The organism is Zobellia laminariae, from assembly GCF_030553095.1.
GTDB classification, from domain to species: domain Bacteria; phylum Bacteroidota; class Bacteroidia; order Flavobacteriales; family Flavobacteriaceae; genus Zobellia; species Zobellia laminariae.
In genome coordinates this window covers 2,264,624-2,285,464 of sequence record NZ_CP130738.1, presented here as the reverse complement: position 1 = coordinate 2,285,464, position 20,841 = coordinate 2,264,624, and the positions used below count along the sequence as shown (strand labels likewise).

Genomic DNA, 20,841 nt, shown 5'->3' with positions numbered 1-20,841 from the left:
ATTGGCCAATCCATTATTAACTGGTGGTGTAAGGGAAGAAAAAGAAATTGGTATGGAATTAAAATTCCTTCAAAATAGATTTGGAATTGACTTTACCTATTTCACAAGGAATGACGAAAATCTTCCAACAGATCTCACCTTAACCGGAGCTACCGGCTATGCGGAAACGGTAGGTAACGGATCTATAATAGAGACCAAGGGCTGGGAATTAGCTTTAAATCTAGCTCCAATTAGAACGGATAATTTTAACTGGGACATAAATTTTAATATTTCCAATTTTGATAAAAAAGTAATAAAGATTAATGACATCGTATCATCCGTACAAGTTGCAGAAGGTAGAACTGCATATCTAGTACATGATGCAAATGACGATTGGGGAAATATTTACGGTTATAATGTAGTGACCAATGATGCCGGAGTACCCCTAATTAATAGCAATGGCCTTCGAGTGTATTCGGACAATTTTGAAAAAGTTGGTAATGTACAGGCAGATTTTAACGGGGGACTTATCAATTATTTTCGTTACAAAAACTTTAACCTAGGTATATCTATAGATTTTCAAGGTGGTGGCGAATACTATTCCGTCACTAGACAACTATTGGCCTATTCAGGTCTGGGAGACTTTACAGTTGGTGACAATAGCCTGGGCAACCCTCTAAGAGACCCTGTATTAGATGTTAGCGGCAATGAAGTTAACCAAGTACTAGCCTCAAATGTAGGAACTGGCTCTGGAGGTGTCCTTGTAGAAGGTGTAGATGAAGCTACAGGAAACCCTGTTTCTTATTATACAAGCTCATATTCCTATTTCAAGAGCATGAACAGAAAAGCGGGTGAGTGGATTTATGACGCTAGCTATGTTAAGCTTAGGCAATTGTCTCTGGGGTACAGTATTCCAAAAAAGACAATTGAAAAATTGCCTTTAGATGCAATCACGATTAACCTATATGCTAACAACTTATGGTTAATCTATTCAGAAATAGATGGTATTGACCCTTCTGAAATTGAGGCTTACAATAGTACTGATGACGATATTCGTTGGACAGAAAATGCACAAGACCCCAACCAAAGAACATTTGGCCTAGGTGTTAAACTCTCTTTCTAACTTCGCGTGAAACAAAACAAAAAATATTATGAAAACATATTCTAAAATTATTCAACCTATCCTTTTATCCCTAGTATTTCTAGGGTGTGAAAATGTGGATTTTGGAGACACCAATTCAGACCCAGACGTTACCACAACTGTAGTCAGCAGCGGCTTACTAACTTTTGCAGAGCGCTACATAGGCGATGTTGTAACAGACGAAATGGGAGACCTATATACCCAACATATATCACAGATCACCTATACAGATGGCTCCAGATATACAGATTTAAGTGCAGACTCCGATTACTTATATCAAAACCCATTAATCAATTTAAAAACTATAATTGATTTTAACTCAGATGAGCAATATACGCTCGAACAATCTGCTTACGGGTCCAACGCCAACCAAATTGCGGTAGCTAAAATTCTAATGGCTTACTATTACCAATTCATGACCGATCGTTGGGGAATGATGCCATATACCGAAGCGCTTCAGGGAACCGAAAACACCTATCCCGTTTTTGATACTCAAGAAGCAATATACGATGGGCTTTTTACTGATATTGATGATGCATTGGCTCTTATAGACGATGGAGCTGGACCAACTGGAGATATTCTTTTTGGAGGGGATATGGAACGCTGGAAAAAATTTGCCAATACACTTAAATTGGTCATGGCATTAAGACTATCTAATATCTACCCAGACCCTTCCGGTTATGCAGCCACAAAATTTAATGAAGCTATACCTTATGGTGCTATAGCCTCACATGCTGAAACCATTTATTACCCCTTTCTTTCAGATGACAACAACGACAACCCTTGGCAAGATAATTTCCAAACCCGAGAAGATTATGCCATAAGCGATGTATTGATAGACAGGCTACTAGCTGATAACGACCCTAGAATTGCTGTTTATGCCGAGTTCACAAGAACTTCCGTTTCTTTAGGGTCTCCTGAATATTTAGGCATGCCCTACGGCATTCCTAATTCTGAATGGTTAGCTGCAGACGTTTCTTTTATCTCTAGTGACGTTATTTATGAAAGTACTGCCCTATAATAATTTACAGCTATTCGCAAATTGCTTTTTCATTGGCAGAGGCTGTTGAACTTGGTTGGACCAGTGGTGACGCAAGTGCCTATTATGAAGAAGGATTAGAAGCTTCATTTGATCTATGGGACGCAGAAGATGCCAACACATATATTTCAGCAAACCCTTTGAGCACCGACCCTGAAATCGCAATGAAACAAATAGCTGAAGAAAAATGGAAAGCCCTTTACCTTCAAGGCTGGGAATCCTGAGTGAGTGGAGAAGACTTGGCTATCCCGAACTTGAACCTGCAACTCTCCCGCTAAACGGAGATGACATACCCGTTAGACAAGGCTACGACGTTGACTACCCAACCAATAATGCTGAAAATTACAAAGCTGCTGTAAGTGCTCAAGGGCCTGACAATCTAAATACAAATTTATGGTGGGACGTTCCGCATCCCATAACTAAAAAATGATATTTTAGATTTTGTGATTATATCGAAGCCATGTTCTTTTTAAGACATGGCTTTTTTTTCGTGAAACGCACTAAGGTTAATTCAACAAGCTCCATATATTAAAAGATGAAAAACGTTTAACTATGCAATATTTTGTAATTATATGCACAAAACTTGTCCTAGGAATTGAAAATAGTTAATTTTCTAGAGATTATTTATCTCTAGAAAATACCTATACAACTTAAACTAAAGACATATTCAAATGCAAAATGATTCAAAGCCAAGGACGCCGTAAATTTTTAAGAAACACCCTAACGGTAGCAGCAGGCTCAACCCTGATTACGCCGTCTCTTTTTGGAGCTCCATCCATCTTAAAACATTATAAAAAACCCAACTCCAAATTTAATGGAGTACAAATAGGGGTTATCACCTATTCCTTTAGATCTATGGAGGACCAAAGCGCAGAAGCCACATTACAATATATTTTAGATTGTGGGGTAAATGCCATTGAGCTAATAGGTGACCCTGCGGAAACTTTTGCCGGAAGACCAGAAAACAAGTTAAATAGAACTGTATTTTTTGGATTAATGAAAAAGAAACGCAGTGGAAGCATTACAGATGACGAAGCTAAAGAACTTGCTGAAATACAAGCAGAACAAGCTGCATATAACGCACAGGTTACCGAGTGGCGAAAAACTGCGGACATGAAAAAGTTTGAGACATTCCGTAAGATGTACAATGATGCAGGTGTAGAAATATATGCCTTTAAGCCTAGAAATACATTTGGCAAGGACAATTCTGATGCAGATATTGATTGGGGAATGAAAACGGCAAAAGTTTTAGGAGCTAGTCACATTACCGTAGAACACCCAAGTGATGATGCTACAACATTAAGGCTAGGAAATTTTGCCAAAAAACACGGTATCTATGTTGGTTATCATGGTCATGAACAACAAACCCCTACTCTATGGGATACAGCCCTGGAGCAATCAAAATACAATGCCTTAAATCTAGATTTGGGTCATTTTGTAGCTGCAAGAAACGCAGCTCCTTTAGATATTATAAAAAGTAAGCATGAGCACATTAAAAGTATGCATCTTAAAGACAGACAAACCCCTGAACATGGCAAGGGCAATTTAGTCTGGGGAAGTGGAGATACTCCGTTACCGGCTGCTTTGCAATTAATACGTGATAATAAATACAATTTTCCAGGTACAATAGAGCTTGAATATGATATACCAGAAGGCTCAAATGCCGTAGCAGAAGTTCAAAAGTGTTTGACTTTCTGTGAGAATGCACTAAAATAAATTGAAATAAAATTATGGGTAAGCCGGACTAGACCAAGTTTGGTTTACCCTAAATATAATTCTACAAGACCCTCTGGGGTACTTACGTGAACTACCTTGTTATCGCGGTCAACTTTCTTCACGATTTCATCTATAATTGGCACCAAGATTTCTTTCCCATCTTTATCTATTTCAAAAATAGCTTGAGAGGTTGTGTCATTTACTCCGGTTATTTTACCAATATTACCATGAGTATCATCTAACACATCAAAACCAATAACCTCGTGAAAGTAGAATTTATCACCTTCTAATTTAGGCAATGCTGCCAAGGGCAAGTAAAGCAAGTGGCCCATAATACGATCCGCAGCTGCTTCATCTTTAACTTCTTCGAAATCTATTCTTAAAAGTGCTGATTTGTGCAGGCGACATCTGTCAATAAAAAATGGAACCAGTACATTGCCTTTCATCAAGACAAATACTGATTCCATGTTTTCATAGATTTCAGGTTCATCGGCATCTAGTTTAACTAGTACCTCTCCCTTAAAACTATACTTAGAAACGATTTTACCGAGGTAGAAACAATCTTCCTTACGCATTCGCTTCTAAATTTATTTATTCTTCTTCTTTAGATGCTTCCGCCTCTACAGATGGAGCTTCTTCAACTGCTGTAACTTCTGCATCTGCATCTTCACCTTCTGGTGTTTCCGGCAATGCGGCTTCAGCTGCTGCTTGTGCTCTCTTTTCGTTTACTTCTTTTTCAGCTTTCAAAGCTTCTGCTTTAGCATCAGCTTTCGCTTGATCTAAACCACCAACTTTAGAAGCGATCTTACCTTCTTTTTCTTCTAACCAAGCAGTGAATTTTTCTTCGGCTTGTTCTTCGGTCAAAGCACCTTTACGAACACCACCTAATAAGTGATGCTTTAAAAGTACACCTCTATAAGAAAGAATTGCTTTAGCAGTGTCTGTAGGTTGAGCACCGTTTTGTAACCACTTTACTGCGTCATCTATTTTTAATTCAATAGTAGCAGGGTTAGTGTTTGGGTTATAAATACCCAATTTTTCTAAGAATTTACCATCTCTTTTAGCTCTTGCATCTGCAGCAACTATCCAATAAAATGGTTTTCCTTTTTTACCGTGTCTTTGTAATCTAATTTTAACTGGCATATCACATTAATTTGTAGGGTGCCCGACCCTTGTTATTAATTCATTTTAAAATCTTCCCTTTAAAAGGGGTGCAAATATAGAATTTCTTTTTGAGGTAATCCTACATGTTTTCAATAAAAAACAACCCTTTTATAACTTTTTCCAAAGATAAGTCCAATTAATCGTAACCAACACACAATGAACCACCTGAATAGGGTTGACACTGCAGCTTTTGATTCGTTGATAACTCTTAACAAGTCATTAGCTTTAAGAGCGTTCTTTTTACTTAATTTTATAGTCTCTTTTTTAAGCTCAAACACAAACCTTTATGTACCTCATTTTTGATACGGAAACCACCGGTCTTCCAAAGAACTGGAACGCCCCTTATACCGACACTGACAACTGGCCACGCTGCATACAGATAGCTTGGCAGTTGCATGACGATATGGGCCGCTGTATTGAACATCAAGATTACCTGGTACGCCCAGATGGTTTTAATATACCATATGATGCCGAGCAAATTCATGGTATTTCTACAGAATTAGCCGAACAAAAGGGTATTTCACTATCTGAGGTTTTAGAGAAATTCAACATAGCTATGTCAAAGACAAAATTTGTCGTTGGCCAGAATGTTGGTTTTGACTTGAATATTATGGGAGCGGAATTTCACCGTATGGGTGTAGATAATCCGCTGCAAGAACTTCCCGTTTTAGATACCTGTACCGAGCAAACAGCTAAATTATGTCAAATACCCGGTGGGCGTGGTGGCAAATTCAAGCTTCCTACGCTAACGGAATTACATCAATTTCTATTTGGCAAGCCTTTTGGAGAAGCTCACAATGCCACTGCAGATGTTGAAGCAACTACACGCTGTTTTCTAGAGCTTATCCGTAAGCAGCAATATACCGCTGAGCAATTAGATGTTAAACCAGATTATTTCAAGAATTTCTCGGAAGCAAATCCACAGGAGATTCAGCTCATCGGCCTGAAACATATCAATCTAAAAAAAGCATCGAAAAAAATAGCCGATGCGCTTTGGGATAAGGATACCGGCGGAATTTCCCAAGAAGAAATACAAGAAAACCTTGCAACACTAGAATCCGCTAGCTTTTCCCACTTACATAATCATACTCAGTTTTCTATACTACAGTCCACGATAAGCGTACCTAATTTGGTAGCTGCTGCCGCCAAGGCAAAAATGCCTGCTGTAGCCATGACGGATCACGCGAATATGATGGGGGCCTTTCACTTTGTAAACGGCGTACTTAATCATAACAAAGGCGTAGTTGCCAGAAACGAAGCAAATCTTAAACGTTACGAGGCTACCCAAAACGGCGCACTTGAAGAAGGACAAGAACCTTTAGATGTATTACCGGAACCCGAATTGGAAATCACCCCTATTATTGGTTGCGAGTTTCAAGTTTGTGAAGACCACACCAATAAATCTCAAAAAGATAACGGGTATCAAATAGTTATGCTTGCAAAAAGCAAAAAAGGATACCTAAATCTGGCAAAAATGTCTTCTATTGCCTTTGTTAGCGGTAAATACTACGTACCGCGAATTGACAAAAAGGTCATTGAGGAATACAAAGAGGATGTCATAGTCCTTACCGGAAACTTATATGGTGAGGTCCCAAGTAAAGTATTAAATATTGGTGAACACCAAGCAGAAGAAGCCTTAATCTGGTGGAAGGAAACCTTTGGCGATGATCTGTATATAGAGATCATGCGCCACGGTCAAGAAGATGAAGACCGGGTGAACCAAGTATTAATCAAATTTGCAAAAAAACACAATGTAAAGTTAGTAGCCACCAATAACACCTACTACGCAGAAAAGGAAAATGCTCATGCGCATGATATTCTTTTGTGTGTTAAAGATGGTGAAAAACAAGCCACACCAATAGGTCGTGGTCGCGGGTATAGATACGGATTGCCAAATTCAGAATACTACTTCAAGTCTTCGGAAGAAATGAAGGAGCTATTCAAAGACATCCCAGAGGCAATCATCAATATTCAAGAAATTGTAGATAAAGTTGAAACATTTACACTAGCCCGTGATGTATTATTACCTGCTTTTGATATTCCAGAGGAATTTCAATTTGAAGAAGACAAATTGGATAATGGTAAACGTGGAGAAAACAAATTTTTACGCCACATTACCTACGAAGGCGCCAAAAAAAGATATGGCGAAATAACACCCGAAATTGATGAGCGACTAGACTTTGAGCTTAAAGTAATTGAAAAAACCGGTTACCCTGGTTATTTCCTGATTGTGGAAGATTTCATAAGGGCGGCAAGAGCTATGGATGTTTCCGTAGGTCCTGGTCGTGGATCTGCAGCTGGATCTGCAGTTGCTTACTGTTTATGGATTACGAATTTAGACCCGTTTAAGTACGATCTGCTTTTTGAGCGTTTCTTGAATCCGGATCGTGTGTCTATGCCCGATATTGATATTGACTTTGATGATGAAGGTCGTGGTCGTGTAATGGATTATGTAATTGATAAGTACGGCTCAAACCAAGTGGCACAGATTATCACTTACGGCACCATGGCTGCCAAATCTGCAATTAGAGATACGGCTCGTGCTTTAGATTTGCCTTTGCAAGATTCAGATCGCATGGCGAAGTTGATACCCGATATGTCTAAACTAAAAAAGATTATTGGGGTTGATGAAAAAATCTTAAAGGCAAAATTTAGGGCTGAAGATCTTGTTAAAATAAACGAACTTTTAGCTATTTCCGAAGGCGATGGCCCTGAAGCAGAAACATTGAATCAAGCTTACATTCTTGAAGGATCTGTTCGTAATACAGGTATACACGCTTGTGGAGTCATTATTACCCCTGATGACATTACGAAGTTCGTTCCGGTAGCTTTAGCAAAAGATTCCGAAATGTACTGTACCCAATTTGATAACTCGGTCGTAGAAGATGCCGGTTTATTGAAGATGGATTTCTTGGGATTAAAAACGCTAACCTTAATTAAGGATACCGTTAAAATTGTAAAGGCCAAGCATGGAGTTGAATTAGATCCAGAGAATTTTCCGCTAGATGATGTAAAAACATACGAACTCTTTCAAAGAGGAGAAACTGTTGGTGTATTCCAATATGAATCGCTATGGAATGCAAAAACACATGAGGTCTCTTAAACCCACTGTTTTTGCGGATCTTATTGCCATGAACGCCTTATACCGTCCTGGCCCAATGGAATACATACCAAGTTTCATTGCCCGTAAACATGGTACCGAAGAAATTGTTTATGACCTTGATGCCTGTGAAGAATATTTAGCAGAGACCTATGGTATTACCGTATACCAAGAGCAAGTGATGCTACTCTCGCAAAAACTGGCCGACTTTACAAAAGGTGAAGCCGATGTCTTGCGTAAAGCAATGGGTAAAAAACAAAAGCACGTTCTAGATAAAATGAAGCCTAAGTTTATTGAACAGGCTTCTGCAAAAGGGCATGCAGCAGATAAATTAGAGAAGATTTGGAAAGATTGGGAAGCATTTGCAGCCTATGCCTTTAACAAATCTCACTCTACATGCTACGCTTGGATTGCTTACCAAACCGCTTATTGTAAAGCCCACTACCCTGCCGAATATATGGCTGCGGTACTGAGTAATAATATGAATGATATTAAGCAGGTTACTTTCTTCATGGAAGAATGTAAACGTATGGGGCTTGATGTTCTAGGACCAGATGTAAACGAATCTTACTACAAATTTGCAGTAAACGATGCTGGTGCCGTCCGTTTTGGAATGGGTGCAGTTAAAGGCGTTGGTCGTGGCGCCGTAGAAACTATTGTTGAACATAGAAAAGATGAAGACGGCCCGTTTAAGTCGGTTTTTGATTTCGCAAAGCGAATAGATTTACGTGCCGCCAATAAAAAGCATTTGAAAGTTTAGCTGTTGCCGGCGGGTTCGATTCTTTTGGAGATACCCATAGAGCACAATACTTTCATGATGAGGGAGATGGAGTCACCTTCTTAGAAAAAACCATAAAGTATGGCGCCAAATTTCAAGAAAGCGAAAACTCTAGTCAAGTAAGTCTTTTTGGCGAAGCTAGTGATGTACAAATACCAGAACCGGTAGTACCACCTTGCGAAGAATGGGGCACCATGGAAAAATTACGTCGTGAAAAAGAAGTGGTAGGTATTTATATTTCAGGTCACCCTTTGGACGATTTTAAAACAGAAGTAAACGCCTTCTGTAATGCTTCACTTTCCGATTTAAACAATCTTGAAACCGTCGTTAATCGTGAATTAGCCTTTGCCGGCGTTATTACGGACGTACAACACCGTGTATCCAAAAACGGAAAAGGCTGGGCACTTTTCACTGTAGAAGATTATACAGAATCGTTTGAATTCCGAATTTTTGGCGAAGAATACCTAAGGTTCCGCCACTTCCTTATGATCAATTCATTTGCCTACATTAAAGTTTTTGTCAAAGATGGGTGGACAAACAGAGATACCGGTAAAAAAGGAGACCCACGTATTCAGTTCAATAGCTTTATGCTACTTCAAGAAGTTATGGAGACTTATGCCAAAAAGCTCACTATTAAATTGAACATTGACACACTAAAAGAAGAAGACATTCATCAGCTAAAAGAAACCATTGTTTCCCACCAAGGCAACCATCCTCTTAATTTTATCGTATATGAGATGGAAGAAGAGATAAAAGTAAGCCTAACGAGTAGAAAGCAAAAGGTTCATATAAGTAGTGAACTATTAGCTACTCTAAAACAAAACGATATACACTATAAACTGAACTAGGTTAGCTTCTTATAAGTCCATTACCAATTTTAACCCTATAAATTACATTGATAGCACAATAGCTAAAAGCAATGTATCGTTAGTAAGGAAACAGGCATATATTTGACTAACTTTGTATAATATTCTAAAAATAGAAAATCATGGCATTAGAAATAACAGACGCTACTTTTGACGAAGTAGTATTAAAAAGTGACAAACCAGTAGTAGTTGATTTTTGGGCAGCATGGTGTGGACCATGTAGAATGGTAGGCCCTATCATTGAAGAGGTTAGTTCAGAATACGAAGGCAAAGCTGTTGTAGGTAAAGTAGATGTTGATGCAAATCAAGAATTTGCTGCTAAGTACGGTGTGCGTAACATTCCAACTGTATTGGTATTCAAAAATGGTGAAATAATCAACCGTCAGGTTGGAGTTTCTCCTAAGAAAGTATACACAGACGCGATTGACGCAGCTTTATAATATTGTTTTCCTTTGATAAAGGGAGCTATAGAAAAAATCCCGCTTTTAGTGGGATTTTTTTTATGCCCAAAACTGAAGCTTCCCTCAATTTTAGTTTTAGGTTTAATGCCTATCTTAGTAACATGAACCTGCAATCCGAATTAAATAAAACTTCACTTTTCTCAAATTTAGAGCTTTTAGCCAACCAAGTAGTGGAAGGTTTTATTAGTGGCATACATAAGAGTCCGTTTCATGGGTTTTCAGCGGAATTTGCAGAACATAAGATTTATAATGATGGCGAAAGCACAAAACATATAGACTGGAAGCTTTTTGCGAAGACAGATAAATTGTACACCAAAAGGTATGAAGAAGAAACCAATTTAAGGTGTCATATGATACTGGATAGTTCAGCCTCTATGTATTACCCGGAAGTAAAGGATTTATCGGCCACCAATTTAAATAAAATCGATTTTGGAGTATTAGCCATTGCTGCTTTAATGAACATCCTTAAAAGACAGCGAGACGCCGTTGGCCTAAGTGTATATTCGGACAGCTATAACTTTTACTCTCCAGAAAAAGGAAGTGAAAGGCATCATCAAATGCTATTAGCAAAATTGAGTGAAATCAGTCTAGACTCAAAACCAGCCCAACAAACGGAAACTTATACCTATTTGCACCAAATAGCAGAAAACATAAAAAGAAGAAGCCTTATTTTTCTTTTTACGGATATGTTTCAAAATTCCGCAGATGATGAAAAAATATTTGATGCCCTACGTCATTTGAAATATAACAAGCATGAAGTAGTACTATTCCATCTTTTAGACCGATCTACAGAGTTTCATTTTGATTTTGACAATACACCCAAACGTTTTTTAGATGTAGAGTCTGGCGAGCATATAGATTTGTATTCCAGCAACATAAAGGAAGCTTACGAACGCAGTGTCACTTCTTATTTTGAAGATTTGAAACTAAAATGCGCCCAGTACAAGATTAAATATGTGGAGGTTGATGTAAAGGGAGATTTCTCCAAAATACTCAACACCTATTTAGTGGAGCGAAAGAAATTTGTATAATGATGAAATTTTTATCGAAAATTGTTTGCGCAATTGAAAATGCGGTGTATATTTGCACTCGCTAAACGCCACGGTCTGGTAGTTCAGTTGGTTAGAATACCTGCCTGTCACGCAGGGGGTCGCGGGTTCGAGTCCCGTCCAGACCGCGAAAAGCCTTCAACGCAAGTTGGAGGCTTTTTTAGTTTTAGAAACTGTGGCGCATTCTTTCACTAGCAACTGAATCATTATAAGCTTATGTAATTTCAAAAATTACTTTAGCTACAGCTTTCCAAAACCATTACTGCGATTATAAAATAATCCATCTCCAACTAAAAAACGTATGTATCTTGCCATAAATATGTAAAAGCGTAAAGTTCATCGGTTTTATTTGGCAAAAAACCCAAGACCATCTACTTTTCCGTTTGATATTTGTAGACTTTAAAAACTGATAATAGCTTTAATAATTAACTTGCACACTATGAAATTTTATTTAGGAATAAAACATTTTTTTAATAAAACTGTTATTTCCAAACCCAAAAGAAGATCACTATTATTTTCATTGAATATAATAACTGGCTTACTTTTTCTAGTGTCTTGTGGTAGTGCAAAAAATGCAACTTACTTTAATAAAGACGCCAATATGGCTTTTGCGAATCGCAGTGAAAATCTAGATCCAATAATCCAAAAGAACGACTTACTGAGCATTATCGTAAGCAGTATAAACCCTGATGCAGCAAAGATGTTTAATGTTGCTAATGATGCCGTAGCTCAATCATCAACTAATGCAGGGAATACCACTAGAGTTTCTGGATATTTAGTAGGGCAAGATGGATTTATACGTTTACCTATATTAGGTAAAGTTGAAGCCGTTGGTAAAACAAAAAATTTATTACGTGAAGAAATAACCACATTGTTGATTAATAGAAAACTATTGCTTGAACCAATTGTGGACATTCGCTATTTAAATTATAAGGTATCTATTCTGGGAGAAGTAAAAAATCCATCTGTACTTACCATACCAAGTGAAAAAATTTCAATATTGGAGGCTTTAGGTTTAGCTGGAGATATAACTATTTTTGGTAGACGTGATAATATCACCCTCATTAGAGAGGAAAACGGTGTAAAAAGAATGCGAATAATCGATTTAACCTCTAACGAAATTTTTAGTTCACCATATTACTATCTTAAGTCAAATGACATCATTTATGTCCAACCCAATAATGCAAAAGTAGCTAGTTCTAGCGGCATAAGAGACTGGATTCCGGTTATCTTAAGTGCTATTTCTTTGACAATTATTGCTGTCATAAATCTTAAATAAAATTCATTACATGTACGAAGTGAACAAATCGAGTGCTGATGAGAACATCTTGCGTATGCTCTTGTCCATGTTTCTCCCTTATTGGCCCTTATTTGCACTATTAATTCCACTTTTTTTTGTTGGAGCATGGGGATATCTCAAAACAACCACACCTGTTTATGAGGCATCCGCAACACTAATAATAAAGGATGAGAACAAAGGTGTCAATGATCCAAAAGTAATGGAAGCCATGAATCCTTTTGATTCAAAAAAAATAGTTGAAAACGAACTTGAGGTCATTCAGTCTAGGACTATCATGACTCAAGTGGTCAAGAACTTACAGTTATACGCACCTGTTTTTGAAGATAAATTATTTGGATCCAAACAAGCTTACAACACCTCTCCCATAGTTGTTGAATTAAGAAATCCAGATAAAATTTTTCAACCATCCGGTGCGGAAAAATTCTATTTTGAATATGATTCAATAAGAAATACGGTTAAGATCGAAAATAAAATCTACCCTATTAACGAATGGGTTGAAGGCCCTGCATTTGGAGAAACAAAGTTTAAATTAAATGCAAATAAATCCGGAAGTACAAATAGAGAACTTTACTACTCCTTTGCTAATCCTAAAAGCTTGGCTCGCGCTTTTTTAGGGGGCTTAGATGCTAGCCCTACAGATAAGTTATCCACAGTGGTTCGTCTTACCTATAAAGACCCTATCCCTCAAAGAGGTGTAAACATATTAAATCATTTGATTTCAGCATACAATCAAAAAGCTATTTCAGATAGAGATGACCTTGCTTCCAAGACGCTTACTTTTATAGAACAACGTATGAATAAAGTTGAAAAAGAACTTAACGAACTTGAATATTCAATTCAACGTTTCCGTTCTGAAAAGGGTGTTGTTAACTTAAGTGAACAAGGGAGACTTTATTTACAAGACGTTGGCGATTACGATCGCCAAATAGCTGGTATCAACAGGCAATTATCTATCCTAAGTAAAGTGGACCAATATGTAGTTTCAAAAAAAAATCAAACAGGTTTAGTTCCTTCTACATTAGGTGTTGAAGACCCAGTTTTGACCCAACTGTTAGAAAAACTTTATGATTCCGAAATAGAATATGAAAAATTAAGTAAAACAACAGCAGAGAACAACCCTATTCTTGCCTCTGTGGCCAATGAAATTAAAAAACTGAGACCTAGTATACGGGAGAATATTCGAAATCAAAAAAATAACCTCAAGGCTAGTTTGGCCAACCTAAATTTTAATGCAGATCGATCCGCATCAGCGCTTAATAATATTCCTGAAAAAGAGCGTGCATTATTAGAAATAGAACGAGGTAAGGAAATTAAAAACGAGCTTTATTCCTTTTTACAACAAAAAAGGGAAGAAACGGCATTGAGCTATGCCCCAAATGGAGGCGATGGCAGAATTGTTGATTTGGCGCAATCATCTGTTGGCCCTGTTTCGCCAAAATCATCTTTGATTTATTTAATTGCTATAGCATTAGCATTTGTCTCTGGCTTAGGGTTTATTATCTTTAAAGAAATGATGAATAGGAATGTACTGTTCCGTTCTGAAATTGAAAATTCTATTGATTTACCTGTAGTTTTAGAATTACCTCATTTAAGCGTTGTTGAAGATTACAACGAATCCAAAAAGCCCTCTCATTCACTCACTTATTTAACTAATAAGCTTGGGTTAAGAAATATTTTTTATTCAGAAAAAGAAAAAATCGAAATTAAACCAAATGAAGCAGTTCTTATTGCCCACTTTAGGCAACTTGCCGCCTCAATAGGTCTTTATAGTCGTAGTTTCAAGAAAAAGAAAATTTTAATAACTTCCAGCATTGAGGGTGAGGGAAAAAGTTTTGTTGGAACTAATCTTTCATATTGTCTTGCTCAATCTGGCAAAAAAGTTGCTTTAATTGACATGGATTTTTTAAAACCTCAGACCTCGCGATTCTTTAACATCCTTAATCGTAAAGGTATTTTAGACTACCTGTCTGATAAAGCAGATTATAAAGAAATTTTGACAAATTCTCCCTCAAACAAAAATTTATTTATAGTTCCTATCGGTAAAAAAAATGACGACCATACTAAGCTTCTATTAAATGGTAAAATAGATATTCTTTTTGAAGAATTATCCCGTGACTTTGACTACATAATAATTGATTCTGCACCTATAAATCTGGTTGCCGATGTAAAATTATTGGCAGAGTATAGTGATGAAACCATTTATGTTGTACGCCATGGAAAAACACCATTGAAAGTTCTTAAACATTTAAATGATTCTGAGGCTTTAAAAAACCTTAAAAATGTATCTATAGTTTTTAATGCGATAAAACAAAGAGGACTTATCAAAGATGACTATTCGTATGGCTATGGTTACGGCTACAATCTTTACGGGGAAGAATATGATTCTATGATTGAATCATAGAATCATATTCACAACTCCCACATTTTATTTCGCAAAAATAGCGATAGACAGCACGAAAAAGCATGAAAGAAGAACTGAAGTCTTTTGTAAAACAGTCCCCCTTTTTAATAAGGGTTATTAGAAATTTCCGTGATGGAAAATTATTTAAAAAACCATACACTAAATCCATAAAAGGCAAAAATAACAGTATTGAAATTGATGCTTCCTCGCGTCTATTAAACTGTAAAATAGATATTGTAGGTAATTCCAATAAAATTTCTATTAAAGAAGAAAGCATTCTAAATAACGTTGTCATATTTATAAGAGGTAATCAAAATAACATTGTTCTATCTAAGGAAGTTAAATTTAATCGTGCTGGTGAACTATGGATTGAAGATGACCATTGCGAATTATATATTGGAAAAAATTCAACTTTTGAAGATACCCACATTGCTGTAACGGAACCAAGTTCAAAAGTGACTATTGGAGCCGATTGTATGTTTGCTAATGCTATTGATGTTAGAACCGGTGATTCACATTCCATTATTGATATTCTAAGTAACAAAAGAATTAATTATGCTAAAAACATTACTATAGGCAATCATGTATGGGTAGGTGCGCATTCTTGTATATTGAAAGGAGGATCTGTTGCCGACAATTCCATAGTAGCGACTAGATCTGTAATTACAAATTCCTTTAATCAAACCAATATAATTATAGGTGGCATACCTGCAAAAAAAATAAAAGATAATATTACTTGGGATAGAGAAAGAATTTACGAAAAAAAATAATCAAGCAAAATTCAACAGTTTTTTATTCCAAAAAAATTATACAAAAAAATGCAATCTATTTTTCAAGCTATTGTTGCTTTATTCCAAAAACATATTGGTGGAGGACATGAAAGAAGTGCCAAAGCGAAAAAAAACATTTTTACTTCTATCTTCATCAAAGGAGGAAGTATTGCTGTTAGTTTATTAGTCGTTCCACTAACTCTTAATTATGTAAATACCGCTCAATACGGTATATGGCTGACTTTAAGCTCTGTAGTTGCTTGGTTTAGTTTTTTCGATATTGGTATAACTCATGGTTTAAGAAATAAATTTGCAGAAGCTAAAGCTAAAGGCGATATTGAGAGTGCACAAATTTATGTAAGTACTACCTACGGCATCCTATCAATTGTATTTATTAGTATCTGGTTATTATATTTAGCCGTTAACCCTTTTTTGGATTGGGGTTCTTTGTTAAAACTAGACCCTCAGTATAGTAACGATGTCTCTAGTTTGGCATTAATTGTATTCACTTATTTTTGCCTACAATTTGTATTAAGAACAATCTCTACTATAATATCTGCGGACCAGGAGCCAGCAAAAGCTTCATTAATAGATGTAATAGGGCAAGTCCTCTCCCTATTAATAATTGTTATTTTAGTTAAAACAACAGAGGGTTCTTTAGTGAATTTAGGGCTAGCGCTTTGCATAGCTCCTTTACTAGCACTAATTGGTGCAAATATATTTTTCTTTAAAGGAAAATATAAAGACTACAAACCCACATATTCTAAAATTAAATTTTCTTACGCTAAAAGTTTATTCAATTTAGGAGTTGTCTTTTTTGTTATTCAAATAGCGGGGCTTGTTCAGTTTCAATCTGCAAACTTTATAATCTCTAGAAATTTTGGCCCAGAAGATGTTACCAACTATAATATTGTTTTTAAATATTTTGGAGTATTAAACATGGGATTTATGATATTTCTAACTCCATTTTGGTCTGCAGCCACAGAAGCATACGTAAAAAATGATTTAAATTGGATTAAGAATAGTATAAAAAAGTATAACATCCTTAATCTAGGCTTTATCTTACTAGGTATTATTATGCTTATTTTCTCTCATACCATCTATGATTTATGGTTAGGAAAAGGAAAAGTAACTATTGATTATTGGCTTTCTTTCTGGGGTCTGATATTTTTTCTATTTTCTATATTCGGATCTAAATATGTTAGTTTTCTAAATGGAATAAGTGCCTTACGACTACAATTTTGGGCTAGCATCATAAGCCCTGTAGTTTATATTGCACTAACCTATCTTTTAATTAACTACTTTGAAATGGGAGTTTACGCCTTATTTATAGCATCTGTACTAGCTAATTTTAACGCCATAATTTTAGCTCCTATACAGTATTACATGATAATTCATAAAAATAAAAAAGGAATCTGGATCAGATAAAAATATTAAGTAAAAGCATATATGCATTTAAAAAATATTAAACTTAGACTTAAGACAATGATTTGGCGAAACATAAAAGATATCTTTTATGCAGAGCGTATCATGGATACCCCTATAATTCAGAATATAAACTATACTGCTGCAGATACAACACAAAAAAAAGCTGCCATAAGCTATATTACAGCTAGCTATTTAGAGGATTGGGACAAAATCAATATTGGAAGAACACAGCCTAAAGAAATTTCTTCAATAATTAAAGTAATTTCAGATTTAGGCTATGCTATAGATATTTTTGGTTGTAATGATCTTAGAGCCGTAGAGGTGCTACAACATAAAAAATACGATCTTATTTTTGGTTTTGGCGAGGCATTTTACGAGCTCACTAATAAAAATCCCAATGCACTTTCTGTTTGGTACTTTACAGAACATCATCCAAATTTTGTTTACAGAGAAGAAAGAAAAAGATTAGACTATTTTAAAGAACGAAAAAACAAAGAAGCTCGTGTAGTACGTTCTGGCAATTTCTATAAACCACATCATTTAGAAAAAACATACAGCAATGTTATCACAATGAGTGAGATTGAGCCTTTTCTCAAGGAATACAGCAACCCTATTTCCTTTTTTCCTACTGGTTTAAAAAACCCTGATTTCGACATAACGTTACAAAAAAATATAGATATTACTAAAAAGAATTTTTTATGGTTTGGTTCTTTTGGTGCCATTCATAAAGGCCTCGATATATTACTAGATATCTTTGCAAACAGAGATGACATTACTTTACACATAGGAGGTTTATCAGAAGAAGATCGTTTACTACTAAATCCTAAAGAGAGAGATAACATCATAGATTATGGGCATATCAATGTAATGTCCAAAGAGTTTTTAGATATCGTAAATAAATGTTCTTTTACAATTTTACCTTCTAGTTCAGAAGGTTGTTCTACATCTATAACAACTTGTATGCGACATGGTTTAATTCCTATTGTAAATAAAGATTCTGGTTTTAACAGACTATTAAAAAATGCAATTTTTTTAGAAGACTATAAAGTAGATTATATTAACGATAAACTAACTGAATACTCTAATTACAATTCAGGTGAACTTGATATTCTAAGCAAAAATATTTACGAATTTGCAAACAACACCTTTACTATAAAAGTATTTGAATCTAAGTTCAAAGAGATTATGCAAATCATAATAAACAAACAAGATGACTAAAGTTGTACACCTACAAAACCACAACTCCCCTTCTGGAAATGCAGCTTATAGACTACATAAGGCGCTATTAGAAAGTGAAGTAGACTCCTATATGCTGTCATTGACATCAGATGCTCCAATTAGCAAAAGAATAGATAAGCTAAAATTAAGGAGTGGTTTTAAAGCTCTAATAAATGGTAGGCTGCATAATAGGAAAATTCGCAAGATTGATAGTAGTTACGGCATGTTTTCCTCACCAATTTTAGGGAACGATATTGTTGATCATGAAATGGTCCAAAATGCCGATATCATATACTTACATTGGATACTAGGAGGGTTCTTGAACTTTAAAAACATCGAAGATCTTGCCTCATTAAATAAACCAATTATTGTTTTTATGCATGACATGTGGACAATAACGGGTGGTTGCCATTATAGTTTTTCATGTGAAAACTATAAAACTGATTGCTCCTCCTGTCAAATGTTTTCTCAAGGAGGTTCTCAATTGCCTATGAAAGAATTCAAGAAGAAATTAAAACTCTACAACACCTATAAAAATCTTCATTTTCTTGCTCCTAGTACTTGGCTTTTTGACTTAGCCAACAAATCTCTATTGACGAAAGGAAAAGATATCGTAAAAATTCCAAACTTAGTAGACACAAAACCCTATAAGCCGATAGATAAAAAATCTGCTAGAGAAATACTAGGGCTAAATACTTCGGGCACGATTATTCTTTTTGGAGCCGTTTCTCCTACAAGCCCCTATAAAGGCTGGAGTTATTTAACAGAAGCATTAGAACATCTAGCATTGAAAGAAAATACAGCAGACATTACAGTGGCCATTTTTGGTAGTGATTATGACGAAAGAGTTGCCTCTGCCGTCCCTTTTAAAACACACTTTCTTGGGCGCTTAAGAGATGAGTATTCAACGGCTACAGCATATAATGCTGCAGATGTTTTTGTAGCACCTTCACTTGCAGAAACATTTGGTTTAGTAGTATTAGAAGCTATTCGATGTAAAACACCAGTTGCCGCTTTTGACACTGGTGGTATTAGTGATATTATCGATCACAAACAGAATGGATATTTGGCAAAATATAAAGATGCCAAAGATTTATCTGATGGCATAGAATTTTGTTTGAGTGAAAAACTAAAGGTTGAAGCTAACTCTTCTCTAGATAAGGAGACCATTGTAAATCAACATATTTCACTTTACAAAAGGCTTCTTAACCAAAAATAAGTGAATTAAGATGAAACAGTACACCCTTAGTGATTTACACAAAATGGATACCGGTTTTGAACATAGAAGTATGTTAAAACTGTTTTTCTTTGGTTTTGTGCTTTACACTTTAGGGTACACCATGTCAGTAACTGCAAGTCCTATTTTTATTATTTGTGACTTAATGCGTTTGGTAGGAATTGGACTCTTCACTATTTCTTCTATTCAAATGATGTCCTTTCGGTTTGAAAATAAATATCTTAAAATCATATACACTTTTTATATTATTTGGCTCATTACAGTTGTGCTAAGAGGTTTTACACCCAATTACAATTTTATAAAGACTATCCTTTTTGACCCAGGCAGCGGACTATTTTTATATTTTGTTCCCTTAATACTTTTGGTTCCCAAACCCCCATTATTCTATAAATATCTATTTTCTACTGCTATTATTTTAGGTATACTTTACCTCATACATCTGGGTTTTGATGGCTCAGAATTTTTAAATAACAAAGATGATAGTAGTAGAGACCGACTCGAAGTTTTTGTGAAAATTCTTGCTCTGCCCTGCGGATTTTTACTAATGACCTTCAACTATCAACCTAAAAAGAGTCAATTAATAGCATTTTTAGTTTTATCTACCGTAATCCTTCTAGCAATTTACAGAGCACGAAGAGGTCTAATTTTTATCTCTGGAAGCATTTTCATTTTTACATTATTAATATTTCTTTATTTAAACAAACGTAATATTATGTTGATAATTTTTTCTGTTCTTGCCGGAAGCCTAATGCTATCTTACGTTATTACAACATCAGGTATTGGAGATTCAAAACTATTAAGTAAAACTAAGGAACGAGGATCAGAAGATACACGAAGTGGGGTAGAAGATTTCTATTATGCTGATATGCAGATTAAAGATTGGATAATAGGTAGAGGCATGAGTGGTATGGTTGCCGCTCCCATTGGAATAGAGGTTGATAGTCCTACCCAGGATACCGAAAAGGAATTGAAACAGATTATCTTAATATCATATTGAAGGGCGGTTTAATAAGTTTGGGGCTATTACTACTAATTGCTATTCCCGCAGTTATTCAAGGTTTATTCCTCTCAAAAAATACCCTCTCAAAAGCAGCAGCACTCTGGATTGTACTTTGGCTAATATCTTTATACCCATCAACTGTTACGACATTCTCATTGAATTATATTCTTGTTTGGATTGCCATAGGTATCTGT

At 35.8% G+C, this 20,841-nt stretch carries 16 protein-coding genes, 1 tRNA gene and 1 pseudogene; 16 read left to right on the top strand and 2 right to left on the bottom strand.

Annotation, left to right across the window (positions count from 1 at the left end; all coding sequences use genetic code 11):
* Position 1: 1 nt before the first annotated feature.
* The 5 genes from Q5W13_RS10890 to Q5W13_RS10875 all read left to right on the top strand — a co-directional run bounded on the left by Q5W13_RS10890 (position 2) and on the right by Q5W13_RS10875 (position 3,875).
* Positions 2-1,102 (top strand): SusC/RagA family TonB-linked outer membrane protein, encoded by a 1,101-nt coding sequence (locus tag Q5W13_RS10890; protein WP_304446309.1) that lies wholly within the window; start codon positions 2-4, stop codon positions 1,100-1,102.
* A 28-nt stretch (positions 1,103-1,130) separates the two neighbouring features.
* Positions 1,131-2,141 carry a SusD/RagB family nutrient-binding outer membrane lipoprotein gene (locus tag Q5W13_RS10885; protein WP_304446308.1) on the top strand — a complete coding sequence of 337 codons (1,011 nt, stop codon included), beginning with the start codon at positions 1,131-1,133 and terminating at the stop codon, positions 2,139-2,141.
* Positions 2,142-2,173: 32 nt separating this feature from the next.
* Positions 2,174-2,383, top strand: a complete 210-nt coding sequence (locus Q5W13_RS10880; RefSeq protein ID WP_304446307.1) for a SusD/RagB family nutrient-binding outer membrane lipoprotein — start codon at positions 2,174-2,176, stop codon at positions 2,381-2,383.
* A complete protein-coding gene (locus tag Q5W13_RS24945; RefSeq protein ID WP_368662524.1) occupies positions 2,347-2,589 on the top strand; it encodes a SusD/RagB family nutrient-binding outer membrane lipoprotein in 243 nt (80 codons plus the stop codon). The genes Q5W13_RS10880 and Q5W13_RS24945 overlap by 37 nt, the downstream gene beginning before the upstream one ends.
* A gap of 248 nt (positions 2,590-2,837) precedes the next feature.
* On the top strand, positions 2,838-3,875 hold the full coding sequence (locus tag Q5W13_RS10875) for a sugar phosphate isomerase/epimerase family protein (protein ID WP_304446306.1): 1,038 nt from the start codon (positions 2,838-2,840) through the stop codon (positions 3,873-3,875).
* Positions 3,876-3,919: 44 nt separating this feature from the next.
* On the opposite strand, the gene rimM is transcribed toward Q5W13_RS10875, so the two are convergent.
* Positions 3,920-4,450, bottom strand: a complete 531-nt coding sequence (gene rimM / locus Q5W13_RS10870) for a ribosome maturation factor RimM (protein WP_304446305.1) — start codon at positions 4,448-4,450, stop codon at positions 3,920-3,922.
* A gap of 16 nt (positions 4,451-4,466) precedes the next feature.
* The gene (locus Q5W13_RS10865) at positions 4,467-5,018 is read right to left on the bottom strand and encodes a 30S ribosomal protein S16 (protein WP_155594942.1); all 552 of its coding nucleotides are present in this window, start codon (positions 5,016-5,018) and stop codon (positions 4,467-4,469) included.
* A 307-nt stretch (positions 5,019-5,325) separates the two neighbouring features.
* On the opposite strand from Q5W13_RS10865, the pseudogene dnaE reads away from it, so the two are divergent.
* The 11 genes and pseudogenes from dnaE to Q5W13_RS10810 all read left to right on the top strand — a co-directional run bounded on the left by dnaE (position 5,326) and on the right by Q5W13_RS10810 (position 20,644).
* A pseudogene (gene dnaE, locus Q5W13_RS10860) lies at positions 5,326-9,765 on the top strand (DNA polymerase III subunit alpha).
* A gap of 140 nt (positions 9,766-9,905) precedes the next feature.
* Entirely contained in the window at positions 9,906-10,223 is a 318-nt protein-coding gene (gene trxA / locus Q5W13_RS10855) for a thioredoxin (protein WP_038237640.1), read from the top strand.
* Between the two features lie 122 nt (positions 10,224-10,345).
* The gene (locus tag Q5W13_RS10850) at positions 10,346-11,275 is read left to right on the top strand and encodes a DUF58 domain-containing protein (protein ID WP_304446304.1); all 930 of its coding nucleotides are present in this window, start codon (positions 10,346-10,348) and stop codon (positions 11,273-11,275) included.
* Positions 11,276-11,347: 72 nt separating this feature from the next.
* Positions 11,348-11,421 (top strand) — tRNA-Asp (locus tag Q5W13_RS10845).
* A gap of 311 nt (positions 11,422-11,732) precedes the next feature.
* The gene (locus tag Q5W13_RS10840; protein ID WP_304446303.1) at positions 11,733-12,572 is read left to right on the top strand and encodes a polysaccharide biosynthesis/export family protein; all 840 of its coding nucleotides are present in this window, start codon (positions 11,733-11,735) and stop codon (positions 12,570-12,572) included.
* 10 nt (positions 12,573-12,582) lie between these two features.
* A complete protein-coding gene (locus tag Q5W13_RS10835) occupies positions 12,583-14,994 on the top strand; it encodes a GumC family protein (protein WP_304446302.1) in 2,412 nt (803 codons plus the stop codon).
* A 62-nt stretch (positions 14,995-15,056) separates the two neighbouring features.
* Positions 15,057-15,764, top strand: a complete 708-nt coding sequence (locus tag Q5W13_RS10830; RefSeq protein ID WP_304446301.1) for an acyltransferase — start codon at positions 15,057-15,059, stop codon at positions 15,762-15,764.
* A gap of 48 nt (positions 15,765-15,812) precedes the next feature.
* On the top strand, positions 15,813-17,192 hold the full coding sequence (locus Q5W13_RS10825; RefSeq protein WP_304446300.1) for a lipopolysaccharide biosynthesis protein: 1,380 nt from the start codon (positions 15,813-15,815) through the stop codon (positions 17,190-17,192).
* A 57-nt stretch (positions 17,193-17,249) separates the two neighbouring features.
* Positions 17,250-18,410: a glycosyltransferase gene (locus tag Q5W13_RS10820; RefSeq protein ID WP_304446299.1), complete on the top strand. Its 1,161-nt coding sequence runs from the start codon at positions 17,250-17,252 to the stop codon at positions 18,408-18,410.
* The gene (locus Q5W13_RS10815) at positions 18,403-19,629 is read left to right on the top strand and encodes a glycosyltransferase (RefSeq protein ID WP_304446298.1); all 1,227 of its coding nucleotides are present in this window, start codon (positions 18,403-18,405) and stop codon (positions 19,627-19,629) included. Before Q5W13_RS10820 ends, Q5W13_RS10815 begins: the two co-directional genes overlap by 8 nt.
* A gap of 10 nt (positions 19,630-19,639) precedes the next feature.
* Entirely contained in the window at positions 19,640-20,644 is a 1,005-nt protein-coding gene (locus Q5W13_RS10810; RefSeq protein ID WP_304446297.1) for a hypothetical protein, read from the top strand.
* Positions 20,645-20,841: the final 197 nt, after the last annotated feature.